18 protein-coding genes, 1 pseudogene and 1 riboswitch are annotated in these 20,753 nt (G+C 50.0%); of the genes and pseudogenes, 7 read left to right on the top strand and 12 right to left on the bottom strand.

Annotated elements, in window-relative coordinates:
* Positions 1–20: 20 nt before the first annotated feature.
* The 4 genes from clpX to I2G42_RS06290 form a co-directional block, all read right to left on the bottom strand.
* Entirely contained in the window at positions 21–1,316 is a 1,296-nt protein-coding gene (clpX, locus tag I2G42_RS06305; protein ID WP_117509624.1) for an ATP-dependent Clp protease ATP-binding subunit ClpX, read from the bottom strand.
* Between the two features lie 108 nt (positions 1,317–1,424).
* On the bottom strand, positions 1,425–2,006 hold the full coding sequence (gene clpP, locus I2G42_RS06300; RefSeq protein WP_195530861.1) for an ATP-dependent Clp endopeptidase proteolytic subunit ClpP: 582 nt from the start codon (positions 2,004–2,006) through the stop codon (positions 1,425–1,427).
* A 24-nt stretch (positions 2,007–2,030) separates the two neighbouring features.
* Positions 2,031–3,317 carry a trigger factor gene (tig, locus tag I2G42_RS06295; RefSeq protein ID WP_022461348.1) on the bottom strand — a complete coding sequence of 429 codons (1,287 nt, stop codon included), beginning with the start codon at positions 3,315–3,317 and terminating at the stop codon, positions 2,031–2,033.
* A 144-nt stretch (positions 3,318–3,461) separates the two neighbouring features.
* Positions 3,462–4,013, bottom strand: a complete 552-nt coding sequence (locus I2G42_RS06290) for a DJ-1 family glyoxalase III (RefSeq protein ID WP_055219893.1) — start codon at positions 4,011–4,013, stop codon at positions 3,462–3,464.
* Positions 4,014–4,248: 235 nt separating this feature from the next.
* Between I2G42_RS06290 and I2G42_RS06285 the strand changes: the two genes are divergently transcribed.
* On the top strand, positions 4,249–4,704 hold the full coding sequence (locus I2G42_RS06285; RefSeq protein ID WP_022461346.1) for a CYTH domain-containing protein: 456 nt from the start codon (positions 4,249–4,251) through the stop codon (positions 4,702–4,704).
* 181 nt (positions 4,705–4,885) lie between these two features.
* Here I2G42_RS06285 and proC read toward each other — a convergent pair whose 3' ends face one another.
* From proC to I2G42_RS16575, 3 genes are all read right to left on the bottom strand, one after another.
* Positions 4,886–5,683, bottom strand: a complete 798-nt coding sequence (gene proC / locus I2G42_RS06280) for a pyrroline-5-carboxylate reductase (protein ID WP_195530860.1) — start codon at positions 5,681–5,683, stop codon at positions 4,886–4,888.
* A 211-nt stretch (positions 5,684–5,894) separates the two neighbouring features.
* Positions 5,895–6,902 carry an ABC transporter substrate-binding protein gene (locus I2G42_RS06275; protein WP_117760473.1) on the bottom strand — a complete coding sequence of 336 codons (1,008 nt, stop codon included), beginning with the start codon at positions 6,900–6,902 and terminating at the stop codon, positions 5,895–5,897.
* 108 nt (positions 6,903–7,010) lie between these two features.
* Positions 7,011–7,136 carry a hypothetical protein gene (locus I2G42_RS16575; protein WP_276511268.1) on the bottom strand — a complete coding sequence of 42 codons (126 nt, stop codon included), beginning with the start codon at positions 7,134–7,136 and terminating at the stop codon, positions 7,011–7,013.
* Positions 7,137–7,303: 167 nt separating this feature from the next.
* Here I2G42_RS16575 and I2G42_RS06270 point away from each other — a divergent pair, with 167 nt between their 5' ends.
* Together I2G42_RS06270 and I2G42_RS06265 are read left to right on the top strand one after the other, a co-directional pair.
* Complete coding sequence (locus I2G42_RS06270; protein WP_195530859.1) at positions 7,304–8,260, top strand: ketopantoate reductase family protein; 957 nt, start codon at positions 7,304–7,306, stop codon at positions 8,258–8,260.
* 21 nt (positions 8,261–8,281) lie between these two features.
* Complete coding sequence (locus tag I2G42_RS06265; protein WP_119188959.1) at positions 8,282–9,259, top strand: Gfo/Idh/MocA family protein; 978 nt, start codon at positions 8,282–8,284, stop codon at positions 9,257–9,259.
* 61 nt (positions 9,260–9,320) lie between these two features.
* Here the strand turns inward: I2G42_RS06265 and I2G42_RS06260 are convergent.
* Positions 9,321–9,476, bottom strand: a pseudogene (locus I2G42_RS06260) (response regulator); the annotation flags it as partial.
* Between the two features lie 174 nt (positions 9,477–9,650).
* A riboswitch (TPP riboswitch) is annotated at positions 9,651–9,762 on the top strand.
* Between the two features lie 126 nt (positions 9,763–9,888).
* Between I2G42_RS06260 and thiM the strand changes: the two are divergent.
* From thiM to thiC, 4 genes are all read left to right on the top strand, one after another.
* A complete protein-coding gene (gene thiM / locus I2G42_RS06255) occupies positions 9,889–10,710 on the top strand; it encodes a hydroxyethylthiazole kinase (protein ID WP_055265749.1) in 822 nt (273 codons plus the stop codon).
* Entirely contained in the window at positions 10,697–11,341 is a 645-nt protein-coding gene (gene thiE / locus I2G42_RS06250; protein ID WP_055226936.1) for a thiamine phosphate synthase, read from the top strand. The genes thiM and thiE overlap by 14 nt, the downstream gene beginning before the upstream one ends.
* Before the next feature lie 115 nt (positions 11,342–11,456).
* Positions 11,457–12,236 carry a bifunctional hydroxymethylpyrimidine kinase/phosphomethylpyrimidine kinase gene (gene thiD, locus I2G42_RS06245; protein WP_055219891.1) on the top strand — a complete coding sequence of 260 codons (780 nt, stop codon included), beginning with the start codon at positions 11,457–11,459 and terminating at the stop codon, positions 12,234–12,236.
* A gap of 25 nt (positions 12,237–12,261) precedes the next feature.
* Positions 12,262–13,569, top strand: a complete 1,308-nt coding sequence (gene thiC, locus I2G42_RS06240; RefSeq protein ID WP_022461338.1) for a phosphomethylpyrimidine synthase ThiC — start codon at positions 12,262–12,264, stop codon at positions 13,567–13,569.
* An 86-nt stretch (positions 13,570–13,655) separates the two neighbouring features.
* Here thiC and glpK read toward each other — a convergent pair whose 3' ends face one another.
* The 4 genes from glpK to I2G42_RS06220 form a co-directional block, all read right to left on the bottom strand.
* The gene (gene glpK / locus I2G42_RS06235; RefSeq protein WP_055219824.1) at positions 13,656–15,146 is read right to left on the bottom strand and encodes a glycerol kinase GlpK; all 1,491 of its coding nucleotides are present in this window, start codon (positions 15,144–15,146) and stop codon (positions 13,656–13,658) included.
* Positions 15,147–15,283: 137 nt separating this feature from the next.
* On the bottom strand, positions 15,284–17,671 hold the full coding sequence (locus tag I2G42_RS06230) for a glycoside hydrolase family 31 protein (protein ID WP_195530858.1): 2,388 nt from the start codon (positions 17,669–17,671) through the stop codon (positions 15,284–15,286).
* Between the two features lie 100 nt (positions 17,672–17,771).
* A complete protein-coding gene (locus tag I2G42_RS06225; RefSeq protein WP_022462607.1) occupies positions 17,772–19,442 on the bottom strand; it encodes a glycoside hydrolase family 13 protein in 1,671 nt (556 codons plus the stop codon).
* A gap of 154 nt (positions 19,443–19,596) precedes the next feature.
* Positions 19,597–20,613: a LacI family DNA-binding transcriptional regulator gene (locus tag I2G42_RS06220; protein ID WP_055226940.1), complete on the bottom strand. Its 1,017-nt coding sequence runs from the start codon at positions 20,611–20,613 to the stop codon at positions 19,597–19,599.
* Positions 20,614–20,753: the final 140 nt, after the last annotated feature.

Genomic DNA, 20,753 nt, shown 5'->3' with positions numbered 1-20,753 from the left:
TAAGTTTCCTCCTGCGTTTTTCAGGCGGTTTCCGGTCTTCCGGATCTTCTTCCCATATTCCGCCGTGGAACAGGGGCCGGTTCGCCGTGAATAATCTCCGGCTCCGCCTTCTTTTCTACAGCGTCCTTGGTGATGACGCATTCTTTTGTCGTATTGTCCGACGGGATCTCATACATCAGATCCATCATCGTATCTTCCATGATTGCACGGAGACCTCTGGCGCCTGTTTTCCGCTCCAGGGATTTCTTTGCAATCGCTTCGAGTGCATCTTCTTTGAAGTCAAGCTGTACGCCGTCCAGCTCAAACAGCTTCTTGTACTGTTTGACCAGAGAATTCTTCGGCTCAACCAGAATCTTCATCAGGGCCGTCTCATCCAGAGAATTTAACGTAACGACAATCGGCACACGTCCGACAAACTCCGGAATCAGGCCGAACTTGGTCAGATCCTGCGGCATGACCTGACGGAGCAGATCTCCGACATTCTCATCTTTTGCATGGCCGATCGGATTGTTGAATCCGATGGATTTCGTATCCTGTCTCGTCTCGATGATCTTCTCGAGTCCTTCGAATGCACCGCCGCAGATAAAGAGGATATTCGTCGTATCAATCTGAATAAACTCCTGATGCGGATGCTTTCTTCCGCCCTGCGGCGGAACGGAAGCTACAGTTCCCTCCAGGATTTTCAGCAGTGCCTGCTGTACACCCTCGCCGGAAACATCTCGTGTGATCGAAGCGTTTTCGGATTTTCTTGTGATTTTATCGATCTCATCGATGTAGATGATGCCGTGCTCAGCGCGCTCGATATCATAGTCTGCTGCCTGAATGAGGCGGAGCAGAATGTTTTCTACGTCCTCGCCGACATAACCTGCCTCGGTGAGCGCCGTTGCGTCTGCAATTGCAAACGGAACGTTGATCAGTTTGGCCAGTGTCTGTGCCAGATACGTTTTTCCGGAACCGGTCGGTCCGAGCATCAGAATGTTGCTCTTCTGCAGTTCGATGTCGGAGGATGCACCGGAAAGCACTCGTTTGTAATGGTTGTAAACAGCAACGGAGAGCACTTTTTTCGCCTCATCCTGTCCGATTACGTAGTCATCCAGAAATGCTTTGATTTCCTTTGGTTTGATCAGGTTGATCTCGTCGGTATCCTGCTCGCCGTACAGATCCTCAAATTCTTCCTGAATGATCTCCGAGCAGATTGCCACGCAGTCATCACAGATGTATGCCCCGTCCGGGCCTGCGATCAGCTTGCGTACCTGGTCTTCTGTCTTTCCGCAGAAAGAGCAGCGGATCTTGGTATCATTCCCTTTTATAGCCATCGTTTTCTTCCTTTCAACATATTACAACTAAACCTTATCGCCGGATAAGGCAAAAGGTGCCACAAAAGCCTCATTGCCGGAACTACGCTTTTGGACACCTTTCCTCTCTTATCGGTTCGTAATTACATTATCAATCAGACCGTATGCTTTTGCTTCCTCTGCGGACATGTAGTTGTCACGCTCGGTATCGATCTCAATCTGTTCCAGCGGTTTTCCTGTATTTGCCGCCAGAATTTCATTTAATTTCCGTTTGGTTTTCAGAATCTGTTCTGCAACGATTTTGATCTCGGTTGCCTGACCCTGTGCACCGCCGGATGGCTGATGAATCATGATTTCAGAGTTTGGCAGAGCCATTCTCTTTCCTTTGGTACCGCCGGAGAGCAGGAATGCTCCCATGCTGGCAGCCATACCGATACAGATCGTGGATACATCACATTTGATGTACTGCATCGTATCGTAGATAGCAAGTCCTGCACTTACAGAACCTCCCGGGCTGTTGATATACATGTGGATATCTTTTCCCGGATCTTCAGACTCCAGGAACAGAAGCTGTGCAACGATCAGGTTTGCCGATACGTCAGTGACTTCCTCTCCCAGAAAAATAATACGGTCGTTCAGCAGTCTTGAATAAATATCGTAACTTCTCTCTCCCCTGCTTGTCTGCTCGATGACATAAGGTACAAAACTCATTCAATTGCCTCTCTTTCCGAGGTCTTACGCCTCTTTTGCGCTGTCGGCCATGAGAGTTACTGCTTCCTGAACAGCGAGATCTTTCTTCATCTGCTCTTTCTCATATTCGCCAACGAGCTCTTTGAATTTATCCAGCTCCATTTTGTACATTTCAGCCATTTTAGCCAGCTCTTCGTCCAGCTTCTCATCGCTGATCTGGATGTTCTCTGCTTCTGCAACTTTCTCAAGTACCAGTCTGCTCTCGATTCTCTTAACAGCCTGCGGTTTCATCTGCTCTTTTAAGGAATCAACGGTAGCGCCTGTAAACTGCATGTACTGCTCCATGGACAGACCCTGGGACTGGATTCTTCTTGCGAAATCGTCAACCATGTTCTCTACCTGCGTATCGATCATAGCTTCCGGAATCTCCATTGTTGCGTTCTCTACTGCTTTATCTACGACAGCGTTCTCTTTTTCTGTCTTAGCCTGCTCTTCTTTTTTCTTGGTCAGGTTGTCTTTGATTTCTTTTTTGTACTCATCCAGAGTATCGAACTCGGAAACGTCTTTTGCGAAGTCGTCATCAAGTGCCGGAAGCTCTTTTGCTTCGATTTTGTGGATGGTGCATTTGAATACTGCTGCTTTTCCAGCAAGCTCTTCTGCCTGATAATCCTCTGGGAAAGTAACGTTTACTTCCTTCTCCTCTTCCAGAGCTGCGCCAACGAGCTGCTCTTCGAATCCCGGAATGAAGGAATGGGAGCCAAGGGTCAGCGGATAATCTTTTCCAGCGCCGCCGTCGAACGGAACGCCGTCTACAGAACCTTCGAAGTCAAGTGTAACGGTATCTCCGTCTGCTGCCGGACGATCCTCTACATTGATGGTTCTTGCATTTTTCTCCTGCTCTTTTTTCAGCTCAGCTTCTACTTCTTCATCTGTAACGGTTGTGTCAGCTTTTGCTACTTCCAGACCTTTGTACTCGCCAAGGGTAACTTCCGGTTTTACTGCTACAGTTGCGGTAAAGATGAAAGCTTTGCCTTTTTCGATCTGCTCTACGTTGATCTCCGGACGGGATACGATGTCCAGTTTGCTCTCTTCTGCTGCTTTGGAATACTCTTCCGGAACAAGGCTGTTTACAGCATCCTCATAGAATACTGCCGGGCCATACATTTTTTCTACCATAGCTCTCGGAACTTTTCCTTTACGGAAGCCCGGAACGCTGATGTTCTTTTTCTGTTTCTGGTAAGCTTTCTCCAGTGCTTTCTCTAATTCTTCAGCCGGAACCTCAATGGTAAGTTTGGCCATATTCTTTTCTAAATTTTCGACCTGTACACTCATTTTATCAATTTCCTCCTTGATTTATCTGAAAAGCGGCAGAAAACCTGCACACCTCTCCATTCTACAGTCATTTATCGAGTATAGCATACTCTTTTCAAAAACGCCAGTGATTTTTTTATATTTCTGTGGTTTTTAGGCTTTTTTTTAGCAATGAAATACGATTTTTTCCGCCATTTCTTTTGCTTTGTCCTCTCCCTGCAGAACACGGATCAGCTCCAGTGCGAAGTCAGTGGCTGCTCCCATGCCGCGGCCGGTGGTCACATTTTTGTCGGTGACTGCCGGTACATCGAGTACGTTTGCGCCTGCCAGCTTTTCTTCAAATCCCGGGAAGCAGACAGCGTTTTTATCTTTTAAGATGCCCATCACACCAAGGATGCTCGGCGCTGCGCAGATGGCTGCCAGTTTCTTTCCCTGATCGTCATAGGAACGGATCAGCGCTGCGAGCGTCTCGTTTCCGGCCAGATTTAATGTACCCGGCATTCCGCCCGGAAGTACCAGCATGTCTCCGTCATCAAACTCTCCCTCTTCGATGGTTTCATCTGCAAGAATGGTGATTTTGTGGGATCCTGTTACTTCTTTTCTTCCCATAATAGAAACGGTGCATACGTCTTCTCCGGCTCTGCGCAGCAGATCCACCGGGGTCAGTGCCTCAATCTCTTCACATCCGTCTGCCAGAAATACATAAATCTTTGCCATGGTTTTGTCCTCCTGTGTTGTATGATCAGTCTCGTGTGTTTTGTCACGTGATATTCTCTGCTTTTCTTTGTAACAAACCGCCGCTATTATACCACATTTTTCCGCAGAATGCTTGCATTTCATAAAAATTTCAGGACTTTTTTCGCAAAAAGCCGGATTTCGCTTAACATCACGGGAAAAGCATGGTAAACTCTTGAAAAAAGCAGTGATGCAATCACGAGAAGGAGTCTCTTTTATGGAAATCGAACGCAAATACCTTCTGGATCAGCTTCCGGAAAATCTTACAAGCTATCCATGTAAAAAAATCGAGCAGGGCTATCTTTCCACCGAACCGGTTGTCCGCATCCGCCGCTCTGACGACGAATATTATCTGACCTACAAGTCAAAAGGGCTGATGGTGCGTGAAGAGTATAATCTTCCGCTCACAAAGGAATCCTACCTGCATCTGCGGGAAAAGGCAGACGGCGTTCTCATTTCAAAAACACGCTATCTGCTGCCGCTTACCGGAACGGATCTGACGATCGAGCTCGATGTCTTTGATGCGCCGTATGAAGGCCTTTACCTCGCAGAGGTGGAGTTTCCGGACGAAGCATCCGCAAACGCCTTTGTTCCTCCGGTATGGTTTGGAAAGGATGTAACCTATTCTTCCGATTATCACAACAGTACGCTCAGTAAAGGAAAAAAACTATAAATTACCAGAAAAAATCCCGGTGCCTTTTCCACGGCTGCCGGGATTTTTCCGCTCGTTTGTTTTTTTACTCTTTTTTGTGCTTGCTTTTTGCTTGTTTTGGTTTGTTTTTTTGTGCATACATTCTTTATTTTTGCTGCTTTCACATTAGCGTCATTCTGTCAAAGCGGCGGTGCTGCTCCTTCTAATCCACTCCCTTTGATTTCCGGATGCAGGCTCGTGTTGCATCAATAATAGCACTTCTCAGTTTCTCCCGCTCCAGTACGGCAACCGCTTCGATGGTGGTTCCGCCTGGCGAGCAGACCATGTCTTTTAATTCTCCCGGGTGCATTCCTGTCTCGAGAAGCATTTTGGCGCTTCCAAGGACAGACTGTGCAGCAAATTCATATGCCTGTTTTCTCGGCATTCCTTCGGCTACGGCCGCATCTGCAAGAGCCTCCAGGAAAAGAAATACGTACGCCGGCGAGCTTCCGCTGACACCTGTGACGGTATCCATCAGACACTCCGGAACAACTTCTGCGCGGCCAAAGCTTTTCAGGAGGGTTAAAACGAGCTGCAGCTCTTCCTCCGTCACGAGATCATTGGCACAGACGCCGGTCATTCCTTCTCCGACGAGTGCTGGTGTGTTTGGCATGGTGCGAATTAACTTTGTTGGTTTTCCGATTTCTGTACCCAGCCATTGTAAAGACTTACCGGGAAGAATCGATACGATAATCTTCTCGGGTGAGATGAAGTTTTTGACGAGGTTTATTATATTTTTTATTTGGTTTGGCTTTACTGCCAGGAATACAAGATCGGATCCGGCTACGACCGCTTCGTTCTCCGTAGTCGCCTGGACTCCAAACTGGTTGGTCAAGCGTTCCACACTTTTCTCCGTGCGGACCGATACCAGAATGTCATCTGCAGATACAACTCCTTTTTGAATCATTCCGCCAATCATGGCACTCGCCATGTTGCCGCCGCCGATAAAACCTACTTTCATGTCTGTTCGCCTCCGTATGCCTGTGTTGTAAAAAACATATGCGACATCCATAGTATGCAACAAAATTTACTTTTTTGCAATACTTTTTCTCTATTTTTCTTCTTTTCTTTTGCAATTTTCTTTATTTTTTTCGAATGAAATGTCGCTGTTTGTCGACGAATGTCGAAAAGTGTCTTTTTCTGTCTTTTTTTGCTTTTCTATTCCGCCGGAATCAGCCTTTGGCGGCGGCCTCTTCGGCGTATTTTGTTGTCACGAGTGTCTTGTACGGTGCCTTTTTCTCCAGCTCTCCCGCCTGCTCCAGAATTTCCTGCAGAAGATCAAAACTTTCTTCCTCAAAGATCAGATTTTCTTTCCACGTATCCTGCTCATAGTAGCGGCGCACGATCGCGGTGATGGTTTCCAGCTCGGTTTCTGCAAACTGCGGCGCAATCACTTCTGCAATCTCCTCCGGTGTGTGCGTCTGCACGAAGTCCATTCCCTTCTGCAGTGCCTTCGTGAATTTTTCTACGGTTGCGCCGTGCGTTTTCAGATAACTCTGTTTGACGCTGTACGACGTATACGGCACATACCCGGATTCCGTTCCGACCGATGCCACGACATAGCCGTCGCCCTTCTGCTCGAGCAGTGTCGCGGACGGTTCAAATTCAATCGTATAATCCCCCTGCCCGCCGGAGAACGCGGCAGCTGTGGAACCAAAATCGATGCTCTGGTTAATGTTTACGTCTTTTTTATCAATCCCTTTCTGCGCCAGAACATACTCAAAGACCATTTCCGGCATACCGCCTTTTCTTCCCCCTAATACCTCTTTGTTTTTCAATTTCTCCCAGGTAAACGAATTGTCTTTCTCTCTTCCCACAACAAAGTTTCCCGCCCGCTGCGTCAGCTGCGCGAAGTTCACAACCGGGTCTGCGGTTCCCTCGAGGTACGCGTAGACGGTTGCCTCCGCCCCCATAAACCCGATATCCGCCTCGCCGGAAATCATCGCCGTCAGCACTTTATCTGCACCAAATCCTGTTATCAGCGTCAGATCAATGCCCTCGTCCGCAAAATACCCCTCCTCAATTGCCACGTACTGCGGGGCGTAAAAAATGGAGTGGGCAACCTCATTTAATGTCACCTGCTCCACTTTTTCTTTTGTCTCATCTTTTGCCCCGCATCCCGCCAGCGTCACTGCCGCCATTGCCAGTACAAGCGCACCTGTCAGCCATTTTCCTTTCATCAACAGATTCTCCTGTTTTTTCATTCTAACCTTAGAATATGATTTCCCGGTAAAAATGCGCGCAAAAAACAAAGGAGAAATGTTCGAATTTCGTTTCTCCTTCGTTTCTTATTTCTTCTCTTGTTTTTCTTTTGCCTTCTGTTCTTCTTTCGTCCGGATTTTGTCTTCGTACATTTTCAGATCCAGCATGAAGCAGGCCGTCGGTTTGGAAATGTGGTAATGTGTTTCTGTCATCTCCTCTTGCCGCATCTGCGCGTTTCTTTTATATTTTTCATTCTACAATGTACCTTAACACATTTAGGCTTCCTTTTCCGAAATTTTCTATTTTGAAAAACAAATTGAGGATCTCCGCAAAATTTGTTATAGTAAGGGTAATTCAAACAGTTACAAAGGAGACTATTATGAAAATAAAATCAGTTGCCGTTCTGGGCGCCGGAGCGGTTGGGTCTTATGTGATCTGGGGGCTTTCGGAGAAAAAGGACATCCGGCTCGGCGTTATCGCGTCCGGGGAACGGGCGAAGCGTCTGAAAAACAAAGGATGCAAAATTAACGATACGGTTTATCACCCGGAGGTATGGACACCGGAAGAGGCACACGGCGTGGATTTTCTGATCGTCTCGCTCAAATACGGCGCACTGCCGGGGGCTCTTGACGATATTACTGCCGTTACCGGCGAGAATACTGTGATCATGAGTCTGATGAACGGCGTGGACAGTGAGGAGATCATCGCGGAAAAAGTCGGTGCGGAGCATCTGCTTCATGCTGTTATCAAAGTAGCTTCTCATAAAGAGAATGACGGCTACGTTTTCAACCCTGAGGCGACGCTCGGCATCATTTTCGGCGAAGTTTCGGCGCCGTACGACAGTGAGCGTGTGCAGGCTGTTCTGGATCTGTTCTCCGGCACAGGGCTGCATTGCCGGGCAACCGATTGTATTTTAGAGGAAATATGGAGCAAATTCCGGCTGAATGTCTGCAATAACCTGCCGCAGGCTATTCTCGGTGCCGGGGTCGGCTGCTACCGCGACAGTGTGCATATGAAGGCGATCAGCGACGGACTCCGCGCAGAACTGATGGCGATTGCGGAGGCAAAGGGAATTGATATCAGCAAGGCGGATGTCTCCTCGGAACGCGGAAGTGCGGTTCCGCCGACAGCGCGCTACTCGACGCTCCAGGATCTCGATGCGGGACGCCATACGGAAATTGATATGTTCTCGGGTGCGCTGATCCGCATGGGAAAAGAGCTTGGAATTCCAACGCCTTACAATGAATTTACGTACCATATGATCAAAGCACTGGAAGAGAAAAACGACGGACGGTTTGACTACAGCGGAAGCGAAGAACCGCTCTGGGCGAAATAGATACGATAGGAGAATCTAACGATGAAAGAAATCAAATGGGCTGTACTCGGATGCGGTGTGATTGCAAATGAAATGGCGGTCGCACTGCAGAAAAACGGAAAGAATATTTACGCGGTCGGCAACCGGACCCATGAGAAGGCGGCTGCTTTTGCGGAGAAATATGGAATTGGAAAAGTTTACGATGATTTCCATGAGATGTTTACCGATCCGGAGGTCGGTGTCATTTATATCACGACGCCGCACAACACGCATCTTGGCTTTATGAAAGAGGCGATTGCCAATGGAAAACACATTCTCGTTGAGAAATCGATTACGCTGAACAGCGACGAGCTCGACGAGGCCATAGCGCTTGCAAAAGAAAAAGGTGTCATCATCGGAGAGGCAATGACGATTTACCATATGCCGATCTACAAAGAGCTGAAAAAAATTCTCGACTCCGGCCGTCTCGGCAGAGTCAATCTGATCACGATGAACTTCGGCAGTTTCAAAGAGTACAACATGAAGAACCGCTTCTTCAACCGGAATCTCGCAGGCGGCGCGATGCTTGATATCGGCGTATACGCACTCTCCTTCCTCCGCTGGTTCTTCGACTCCAAGCCGGATCAGCTCCTTTCCCAGGTAAAGCCCGCTCCGACCGGTGTGGACGAGCAGGCCGGCCTCCTTCTCACCAATCAGGAAGGACAGATGGCAAGTGTGATGCTCTCTCTCCACTCCAAACAGCCGAAACGCGGCATGGTTTCCTGTGAGAACGGATTTATCGAGATCATGGAGTACCCGCGTGCCTGGGAAGCAAAAATCACAGACGCTTCCACCGGCGAATCCGAAATCATCAAAGCCGGTGACAACGCCGATGCACTCGCCTATGAGCTCGCCGACATGGAACGCGCCATCAATGGAGATGCATCTGCCATGCACCTCGACTACACGAAGGACGTCATGGATCTGATGACCTCCTTCCGCAGAACCTGGGGCTATACGTACCCGGAGGAAGAAAAATAAAATTCGCACATCAAAAGCCCCTGCCCGGCACACATCAGATGCCGGGCAGGGGCACTTCTTTTCACCTGCAATACTCTGCAATTTTCTTTTTCAGTAATTCCGCATCAATCGGCTTTGCGATATGTACGTCCATGCCGGCCTCTTTTGCGGCCTGCCGGTCTTCAACAAAGGCGTTGGCGCTCATGGCGAAAATCGGAATGGAGGCGGCATCATCACGTCCATGACTTCCACGCATATTTTATACTTCATTTTACGCTGATATTATTTTCTCTTTCAACCCAAATAACATTACATTTCCAATATTTTGCATGTCTTTTTTATTTTTCTGAATTTTTTTAAAATCTTCCGTTTTTCTCTTGCACAATTGTTTTTATGCGTATATAATTGTCTGCAGAAAGCAAAGGGGAGCTCGCGTGCGAAGCGGGCTGAGAGTAGGATGCATCTCCTAGACCCTGAACCTGATTTGGGTAATGCCAACGTAGGGAGATACGATATGCACATTTTCTGCAGATATACCTCCACGTATATCTGCTTTTTTAATCTCTATGAACACATCATCAACAGGTTCTTCCAGTAACACAAGGGAATTTGCTTCTGCAAAAATACTCACACAGGAGGAACAAAAAATTATGTTAGGCACTTGTCTTGACAATGTCAGAAAAACAACCCCTCTCGTACACAACATCACAAATTACGTTACGGTAAACGATGTCGCCAATATTCTGCTGGCATGCGGCGCAAGCCCGATCATGTCCGATGAACCGGAGGATGTCGAGGATATCACCTCCATCTGCGGCGGTCTGAACATCAACATCGGAACGCTGCACAGAACGAGCATCGACGGCATGTACCGTGCCGGTGCAAAAGCAGCTTCGCTCGGCCACAAAATCCTGCTCGATCCAGTCGGCGCAGGCGCAAGCCACTTACGTACTTCGACCGCAGTCGGACTGATGGAAAAAATCCCGTTCACCGTCATCCGCGGAAATATTTCCGAAATCAAAACACTGGCACTCGGAAGCGGAACGACAAAGGGTGTTGACGCAGACGTTGCCGATAAAGTAACAGACGAAAACCTCGACAGCGCCGTTGCTTTTGTAAAAAACTTTGCGAAAGACCACAACTGTGTTGTCGCCATCACAGGAGCGATCGACCTCGTTGCCGATGCTGACACCTGCTACGTGATCCGCAACGGACGCGCCGAGATGGGAAGCATCACCGGAACAGGCTGCCAGCTCTCCGGCATGATGACCGCTTACCTCGTTGCCAACCCGGACGAGCCGTTAAAAGCCGCTGCTGCCGCTGTCTGCGCGATGGGACTTGCCGGCGAGATCGGCTGGAGCCATATGAAACCGGAAGACGGCAACTCCACCTACCGGAACCGCATCATCGACGCCATCTACCACATGGACGGCGAGACGCTGGAGAAAGGTGCAAAGTATGAAGTGCGATAAAAAAGGCCTGCTTTTATATGCTGTGACAGACCGCAGCTGGCTGAACGGCGAGACACTGTACAGCCAGGTGGAAAAGGCTCTGCAGGGCGGCGCAACGTTTATCCAGCTCCGCGAAAAAAATCTTGACCAGGATCACTTTATGGAAGAGGCACTGGAACTGAAAAAACTCTGTGCTGCATACCATGTTCCTTTCGTCATCAACGATAACGTGGAAATCGCAGCTAAGATGGATGCGGACGGCGTTCATGTCGGCCAGAGCGATATGGAGGCCGGCGATGTCCGTGCTAAGCTTGGCCCGGACAAGATCATCGGCGTTTCGGCGCAGACCGTGGAACAGGCCATTCTCGCCGAGCAGCGCGGGGCAGATTACCTCGGCGTCGGCGCGGTCTTCCACACCGGTTCCAAGGCGGATGCGGAGGATGTCAGCCACGAAACGCTGACTGCTATCTGCAATGCCGTTAAAATCCCTGTCATCGCCATCGGCGGCATCACACGCGATAACGTGACGGAGCTTTCCGGCAGCGGCATCTGCGGCATCGCCGTCATCAGTGCCATTTTTGCACAGAAAGACATTGTTTCCGCAACGAAGGATCTGAAAGAACAGACTCTGCGCATGCTGGAAAACAAATAATTTTACGTAACCATTCATCCTCACACCAGGCGGCAGACTGGGGGCACCACTTTCTTTGTCGCCTGTCCAAAAAGAAAAGTAATGCAAAGGAGTAATTCTCATGGACGCGAAAAACATGAAAACAGCATTAACAATCGCGGGAAGTGATTCCAGCGGAGGCGCCGGCATTCAGGCAGACATCAAAACCATGATCACAAACGGAGTTTACGCCATGTCGGCAATTACCGCACTCACCGCCCAGAACACCACCGGAGTTTCCGGTATTTTCGATGTAACACCGGAGTTTCTGGCCGCACAGCTTGACGCCGTCTTTACGGACATCTTCCCGGACGCCGTCAAAATCGGTATGGTATCCTCCCCGGCACTGATCGAAGTCATCTCCGAACGGCTTCGCTTCTACCAGGCCAAACACATCGTTGTGGACCCGGTCCTCGTCGCTACAAGCGGCTCCGCGCTCGCTTCGGGCGGCGTGCCTGACCTGATGAAAAAACTGCTCTTTCCTCTGGCTGAAGTCATCACACCGAATATCCCAGAGGGAGAAGTTCTCTCCGGCATCAAAATCCAGTCGGAAAGCGATATGGAACGCGCCGCAAAAGAGATCGGGGATTCCTGCGGCTGTGCCGTTCTGTTAAAGGGCGGCCACAGTATCAATGATGCCAACGATCTTTTATATCACAACGGCACATTTACCTGGTTCACCGGAAAACGCATCGACAATCCGAACACACACGGCACCGGCTGTACACTCTCCAGCGCCATCGCATCGGGGCTCGCAAAGGGGCTTTCCCTTCCGGATGCCATTTCCGCCGCAAAAGAGTATATTTCGGGCGCACTCGCGAGCATGATGGATCTCGGCCACGGCTCGGGACCGCTGAACCACGCTTACAGGATCTGATTTTGAAAATAAAGGAGAACAACAGATGGAACGCAATTACGCAACACAGATGGACGCCGCACGCCGCGGCATTGTAACACCGGAGCTGAAAAAAGTCGCAGAAAAAGAGTATATGGCCGTGGAAGACCTGATGCCGCTCGTTGCCAGCGGAAAGGTTGCCATTCCGGCCAATAAGCTGCACACCTGCATCGACCCGGAGGGCATCGGCTCGATGCTGCGCACGAAAATCAATGTAAATCTCGGTGTTTCGAAAGACTGTAAAGATTACGATGTGGAGATGCAGAAGGTACTCTCCGCGGTCAATATGGGCGCAGAAGCCATCATGGACCTGTCGAGCCACGGCAATACGCAGCCGTTCCGGCGGAAACTGACCTCCGAATGTCCAGCCATGATCGGCACCGTGCCGGTATATGACAGTGTGATCCATTACCAGAGAGACCTGGATACGCTGACCGCCAAAGATTTTATTGACGTCATCCGCCTCCATGCCGAGGACGGTGTCGATTTCGTCACCCTGCACTGCGGCATCACCAGAAAAACCATCGATCAGATCCGCAAACACAAACGGAAAATGAATATTGTTTCCCGCGGCGGCTCCCTCGTGTTCGCCTGGATGTGCATGACCGGCGAGGAGAATCCGTTCTACGAGTATTACGATGAGATTCTCGATATCTGCCGTGAATACGATGTGACCATTTCTCTCGGCGACGCCTGCCGTCCTGGCTGCCTTGCCGACGCAACGGATGTCTGCCAGATTGAGGAGCTGGTGCGCCTCGGCGAACTCACCAAACGTGCCTGGGAAAAAGACGTTCAGGTTATGGTTGAGGGACCGGGCCACGTTCCGATGGATCAGATTGCGGCCAACATGAAAGTACAGCAGACCATCTGCATGGGTGCTCCGTTCTATGTTCTCGGACCTCTCGTAACCGATATCGCACCGGGCTATGACCACATCACCGCTGCCATCGGAGGCGCAATTGCCGCTATGAACGGCGCTGCTTTCCTCTGCTACGTAACGCCGGCAGAGCATCTGGCTCTTCCGAACCTCGATGACGTAAAGCAGGGCATCATCGCAAGCAAAATCGCCGCACACGCTGCCGACATTGCCAAAGGCGTGCCGCATGCGCGTGATATTGACGACAAGATGGGAGACGCCCGCCGCGTGCTCGACTGGGAAGCACAGTGGGACTGTGCACTGGACCCGGAGACCGCAAAAGCCATCCGCGCCGACCGCTCACCGGAACAGGAAGATACCTGCTCAATGTGCGGTAAATTCTGTGCCGTGCGAAGCATGAACAAAGCTTTAAACGGCGAACATATCGACATTCTTTAACATCAGTAGACAAGAAGTCACAGTACGCGAAAAGGAACGGTTTTCATTACGAAACCGTTCCTTTTCTGCATTTTCAAAATCTTTTTCTATTTCGCCCATCCTTCGGCGTAACGGACTGCTTTGTGCCATCCGTTCATCTTCTCATCGCGCTCCTCTTTCGAGAGCTCCGGCTCAAATGTACGGTCAATGGCTCCGTTCTGTTTTACCGTCTCCTGATCCGGCCAGTAGCCGACGGCGAGTCCCGCAAGATAAGCTGCTCCCATCGCGGTCGTCTCGATGCAGCACGGCCGCTCCACCGGCGCCTGGCTGATGTCCGCCTGGCACTGCATCAGGAAGTTGTTGGCGCTTGCTCCGCCGTCCACACGCAGTGCGGAGAGCTTCATGCCGGAATCTGCCTCCATCGCTTTTAAGACATCATCCACCTGATACGTGATCGACTCCAGCGTTGCGCGGATCACATGGTATTTGTTGACGCCGCGGGTCAGGCCGAGAATGGTTCCTCTCGCATACTGATCCCAGTACGGTGCGCCAAGGCCGGTAAACGCCGGCACGACGTAGCAGCCGTTCGTGTCGTTCACCTTCTGCGCCATGTACTCGGAATCCGCCGAGGACTCGATCAGCTTCATCTCATCGCGCAGCCACTGGATTGCGGCTCCGCCGACGAAAATGGATCCCTCGAGCGCATACGTAATCTTGTCCCCGATGCCCCATGCAATCGTGGTAACAAGACCGTGTGTCGAAGAAACCGGCTTTTCTCCCGTGTTCATCAGCAGGAAGCAGCCTGTTCCGTATGTATTTTTCGCTTCGCCCGGCGCATAGCAGGTCTGGCCGAACAGCGCCGCCTGCTGGTCTCCCGCTGCTCCCGCAATCGGAATCGGGCCGCCGAAATATGTGGATGCCGTCTCCCCGTAGACACAGCTCGACGGGCGGACTTCCGGCAGCATACAGAGCGGAATGTTCAGCTCTTTTAAGATATCCTCATCCCATTTCAGGGTATGGATATTGAACAGCATTGTACGGGACGCGTTGGTGTAATCGGTGACATGTACCTTTCCCTTTGTCATCTTCCAGATCAGCCACGTCTCCACCGTTCCGAAATAGAGATCGCCTCGCTCCGCCCGCTCGCGCACGCCCGGAACTTCATCTAGAATCCATTTCAGCTTCGTGGCTGAAAAATACGCATCGATCACAAGACCTGTTTTCTCCCGGAAACGGTCAACCAGTCCGCGCTCCATCAGGGAATCGCAGTATTCCGATGTTCTGCGGCACTGCCATACAATTGCATTGTAGACCGGCTCTCCCGTCTTTTTGTCCCAGACGATCGTCGTCTCTCTCTGGTTTGTGATGCCGATTGCCGCGATATCCTCGTAGGACGCACCCGCTTTCTGCATTGCCTCCACGGCTACACCGAGCATCGTGGACCAGATTTCATTGGCATCGTGCTCCACCCAGCCCGGTTTCGGGAAACGCTGGGTAAACTCCTTCTGCGCAAGGCTTACGATCTGTCCTTTCTGATCAAACAGAATACAGCGGTTGCTCGTTGTGCCGGCATCAAGTGCCATGATGTATTTTCCCACGTTTAAAAATCCTCCTGTCTCACATTTCAAGAAGAGAGCCTGACAGAATCCACTGCCACGCTCTCTTCCTTTTCTTTGTATGTATCGTATCACAGAATTCTTTTTCTGTAAATCAAATCGTGTTTTTCTGCAGCAATTTATGCCGTAATGATCTCCAGCAGCGCACCGCGCAGATCATTTGAAAGTTCCATGCTCTGCAGCTCTGCAGCCAGAATTGCTACCTTTCCGTCTGCTTTGCGAAGAAGATTTGCGATCTGCTCTTTGGTGATGTAGCTGATTTCGGCGTGCAGCAGCAGATCCATCACACGTGTCATGACATCGTTCTTTGCAATCTCCGTATCTTCCGGCAGACAGATTGTCACGGTATCCTGCGGTTTTACATCTGTTACCGCGATCGTAAGAAGTCCGTCTTTCTCTTTGACTTCTGCATCCGCTTCCACACCGTTTACAAAGGCCTTCGCTTCTTTTGCCGTACTTCCGCCGAATTCTACGCAGTACATTCTGCTTTCCGGAACGAGGCTCTGATTGCCTTCAACCGGTGCAATCGTAAATTTCCGCGCACCCCAGTCGAGCGTCATCGATGTTTTTGCACAGTCATCCTTCTCATATGCCATGGTAGTATTGTCATCCTCGTACAGGACAAATGTATTGTCCGCGCCCGCGTAAACGCGTACCGTCAGCTCATCCGGGTTGGATTCTACATCCAGCGCACTGATCTTCTCTGTCATCGGGATAATCGCACCTGCTTTAGCAAGAACCGGGATCTCCTCGAGCGTACGGTACAGATCCATACTTCTGCCGCCCTCGTAAATCATTCCGTTGAAGAAATCAAACCACGTACCTTCCGGCAGCCACACCTTTGTTTTTGCACGCTTCAGCTCCGGAATGCATTTCGTTGTCACCGGTGTTACCATCAGCTCGCTTCCGAAGAAGTACTGATTCGGTGCCTGATTTTTGCCCCAGAAAACCGTCTCCGGGTAATCATAATACATCGGAACAACGATCGGTGTGTCCTCTTTCCATGCACGGTAGTTCATCGTATACAGATACGGCACCAGTTTATGACGCAGACGGAGGAAATCATCCATTGTGCTGCGCACTTCCATACTGAAGTTCCAAGGCTCTTTTCCACTGAAGGCACTGTTAGAGCTGTGCAGACGGTTGATCGGAGAAAAGACTCCGTACTGATACCATCTTGCTTCAAGCTCATCGTCACGGTAGCCAAGCATATGGCCGCCGATATCATGACTCCACCATCCGTAGCCGATGTTGGAGGCTGTGCTGGTAAAGTATGGCTGGAAATCCAGGGATTCCCAGGTGATGTGGGTGTCTCCGGAAAATCCGACCGGATAGCGGTGGGAGCCCGGTCCTGCATAGCGGGAGAAGGTCATCGGACGTTTTCCGTCTCTTCCACTGTCAAGAAAATGATAGTGATTCAGCATCCACAGCGGATCAAGACCCTCGATCTTGGTACTCTGTCCCTGCTGCCAGTCAATCCACCAGAAATCGACGCCCTCTTTTTCCATCGGATGATGGACTTTTTCGAAATATACATCGACAAATTTCGGATCGGCAATGTCAAAATTGACCGGCTCTTCTTTTTTTGCATCCACTCCCATAGCTTCTGCTACTTCCGGATAGCAGTCCTCATACGCACGAATTCCGTCTGCCGGATGGACATTCAGTGTTGTCTTCATGCCGCGTGCATGGAGTTTTCCAAGAAAACGCTCCGGATCCGGGAAGAGTTTTTTATTCCAGCTATAGCCGGTCCAGCCGCTGCCGTATTTCGGATCCACATCGTCTACACGGTGCCAGTCCATATCGATAACAGCAACCGAGAATGGAACGTTCTCTTTGTCGAAGTCTTCCATCAGTTTCATATAAGATGCTTCACTGTAACGCCAGTAACGGCTCCACCAGTTTCCGAGTGCAAATCTCGGAAGCATCGGAGTTTTGCCGCAAAGGTGATAAAAATCCTTTAATGCCAGGCGGAAATTCCAGCCATAGCCGAAGAAGTACAGATCCTGCACTCCTTTCTTTCTCGGGGTCACCCAACCGTCCTCTGTCATCAGAAGCGACTTCGAATCATCCAGAACAGCGGAACCAAACCAGGACATGATACCAGGTTCCAGTTCGCATGCTCCGTTGACCTGATCAAGCGTACGGGCCGTTCCTCCAAGATCCTGTGTCGGATCTCCGTAATGCCATGCCGGTACAGAACTGATGCCGACTGCCGTTGTTTTGCAGGAAAGTCCGTTTGCAGAGAATGCCTTTTTGTTGTAATTCAGCTGCAGATACTTTGTGCGCAGCTCCAGCTCATCGCCTGTGTCTTTGACGGAAAATTCCACTGCTGGAAAATCACGGTTTACAACCGTCTGGGATGCCGCATCGATAAATTCACCGTCCTCACTGTATTCCAGCCGAAGAAGATGCTCCGTCAGTACCGTGATACGATATTTATCGCCCTTTACTACATTCTTCGGGTCTGCAAGCGGATGTGTCTCCAATTTCAGATATGGTTTCATGTTTTGTTTTCCCCTTTCTTACTCTTACCGGTTTTTGCCGTATTTTGAGAACGGGAACCTGTGGCAAAAGTCCGTTCTGCCACAGGTTCCTCTGCATTTTTTATTTGGTTTCCAGAACAACTGCCTCATACGCACGCAGTTTTCTTGCCCCCGCTGCTGCGCCGCTCTGTGGATAGTTGCTGATCAGTACATCTGCTCCCGCAAAGGTTTCCGGAACCGTGTATTCCTGCTCCTCTTTTGTAAAATTGCACATCACGAGGAGTTTCTGGTCGCCTAAGGTTCTGGTATATACATACAGTGCCTCGTCCTCCGGATCGAGCAGCTCGTACGTTCCGTAAACCATGATATCCTTCTCTTTCCGGAGATGAATCAGTTTCTTGTAATAATTGTATACAGAATCCGGATCCGCCATCTCATTCTTGGCATTGACGGTCTCGTAATCCGGTCCGACCTTGATCCACGGTGTTCCTGTGGTAAATCCTGCCGAAGCGGTATCATCCCACTGCATCGGAGTTCTTGCATTGTCTCTTCCGCGCAGGTTCAGGTAGCGCATCATGTCGTCCGGCGCTACTTTTCCGGCTCCGGTCAGCTCGTGGAACGCGTTGATGCTCTCAATATCGCGGAACTCGGACAGATCGTGGAACGGAACATTCTTCATGCCAAGCTCATCGCCCTGGTATACATACGGGGTACCCTGCATCATATGAAGGCAGGTTGCCAGCATTTTGGCACTTACCACACGGTATTCCGGTGAATCATCGCCGAAACGGGACAGGCAGCGCGGCTGGTCGTGGTTTCCAAGGAATAGGCTGTTCCATGCCTTTCCCTCAAGCTCCGTCTGCCATGCTGTCATGACGCGTTTGAAATCTTTGAGCGGTACGCGTTTGTCCGTCCATTTGCCGTATGTTCCGCTTGCCAGATCTACCAGCTCGAACTGGAATACCATGCTGAGCTCTTTGCCATCTGCGGATGCATATTTTTCTGCCTCCTCGATCGTGACACCGGCACACTCACCAACCGTCATCAGATCGTATTTGGAGAGGACTTCCCTGTTCATCTCCTGCAGATACTCATGAACGTGCGGTCCGTTTACGCAGCCGGAATCACCGTAGAGTCCGCCCTCCGGAATTTTTCCGTCCGGCAGCCCTTCCGGTTTGGAGATCATGCTGATAACGTCCATCCGGAAACCGTCAATGCCTTTTTCACACCACCAGTTCATCATATCGAAAACTTCTTTTCGAACCGCCGGGTTCTCCCAGTTCAGATCAGGCTGTTTTGTTGAGAACAGATGCAGATAATACATCTCTGTCTGCGGATCGTATTTCCATGCGGAACCGGAGAAGCAGCTTCCCCAGTTGTTTGGCTCTTTTCCCTCTTTTGCATCACGCCAGATATAATAATCGCGGTATGGATTGTCTTTCGATTTGCGGCTCTCCACGAACCATTTGTGTTCATCTGAAGTATGATTGACAACAAGGTCCATGACCAGCCTGATGCCTCTTTTATGCATCTCCGAAAGCATGCGGTCAAAATCCTCCATTGTTCCGAACTCCTGCATGATTGCCCGGTAATCGCTGATATCATATCCATTGTCATCGTTTGGTGACTGGTACACCGGAGACAGCCAGATAACATCTACGCCAAGATCCTTCAGATAATCCAGACGGGATGTGATACCATTTAAATCTCCGATACCGTCTCCGTTGCTGTCCATGAAGCTGCGCGGATAAATCTGATACACTACGGCTTCTTTCCACCATTTTTTGTCCATTTTTTTACCTCCTTTATTTCATCCCCAGAACGTGTCTGGTTCTTTGATTCTGTCGTTTGCAAGCACAGTTTACCATACCTCACGGTGATTTTTCAATAGTTTTGCGCAAAACCAGCAGTTTCTACAAGAGTTTTTCTGTAAACTTGGTAACTATTTACTTCGTCAGATCTCTTACCGACTCCCTCTCCACCAGCGTTGTCGGCAATGGCGGAATATCTTTTTGTACCGGCTCATCCTGGATCAAGTGCATCAGGACTTCTACGGCACGGCGTGCTTTTCCATCCACCATCTGATGCACGGTAGTCAGCTTCGGCCGCGCAAGTGTCGCATAGGTAACATCATCAAAGCCCGCAATTGAAATTTCCTCCGGAACCTTTATTCCCCTGTTCTGCAGAAAGTTGGATGCTTCAAGTGCATAGTAATCCGATGAAAAAAAGAGCGCTGTCTGTTTTTTGAAGAACGGAAGCATCTCCTCATATGCCTTCTCCCTCTGCTCTGGATTCCACGGGATCACAATATGGCGACTTTCAATGTCCTCAATTCCCGCCTCCTCCATCGCCTGACGCACACCGAGCCACCGATAGTGGTCAACCCCGAGATCGCAGTCGGATAAAAAGAGAAATTTTTTATGTCCCTTTCCAATCAGGTACTGACTCATCTGGTACGCACCGCCGCAGTCATCCATCGTAATGGAGCGGACTCCAAGTTCCGGCGGGAGATACTGATCAATGGTTACCAGCGGTTTTCCGAGACGTTCCGAGAGCTCTGCAATCTCCTTTTCCTTCAGAGCCATCGCAATCATGCCGTCAAAATTCCAGCCGAGCGCCTGCTGCATAATGTCGTCCTGCTCATGGCGCGCAACCAGCATCATATAATAGCCGTGTTCCCGGATCTGATATTCCAGATTTCCGAGCATTGCCGACACAAAGGGATCCTCAAAGGAAGATGCATTTCCTTTCTTCATGAAACCAAGCGCCACACCAATGAGACCGGAGCTGTTGTTCGCCAGCATGCGCGCGCTGATACTCGGCACGTACTCCATCTCCTTTAAAATCCGGTTGATTTTCTCGACCGTCGCCTTTGAGACGCGCCCTGTCTTTCCGTGTATTACATTCGAAACCGTCGTCGGGCTGACCCCTGCGCGGTCTGCAATATCTTTGATTCTAATCATCGGTTCTCTGCCTTTCCTTTTTCTTCACAATTTTCTGAATTCTGTTATGTTTATTTTACCAAGACGGCAAAATGTTTACAACTACTTTGCATCGGCAAACACTACAAAATTATTACATTTTCTTAAACGATATGTAAGAA

The sequence above is a fragment of the Fusicatenibacter saccharivorans genome, assembly GCF_015557635.1.
GTDB classification, from domain to species: domain Bacteria; phylum Bacillota; class Clostridia; order Lachnospirales; family Lachnospiraceae; genus Fusicatenibacter; species Fusicatenibacter saccharivorans.
This window is presented reverse-complemented; position numbering and strand designations above follow the sequence as displayed.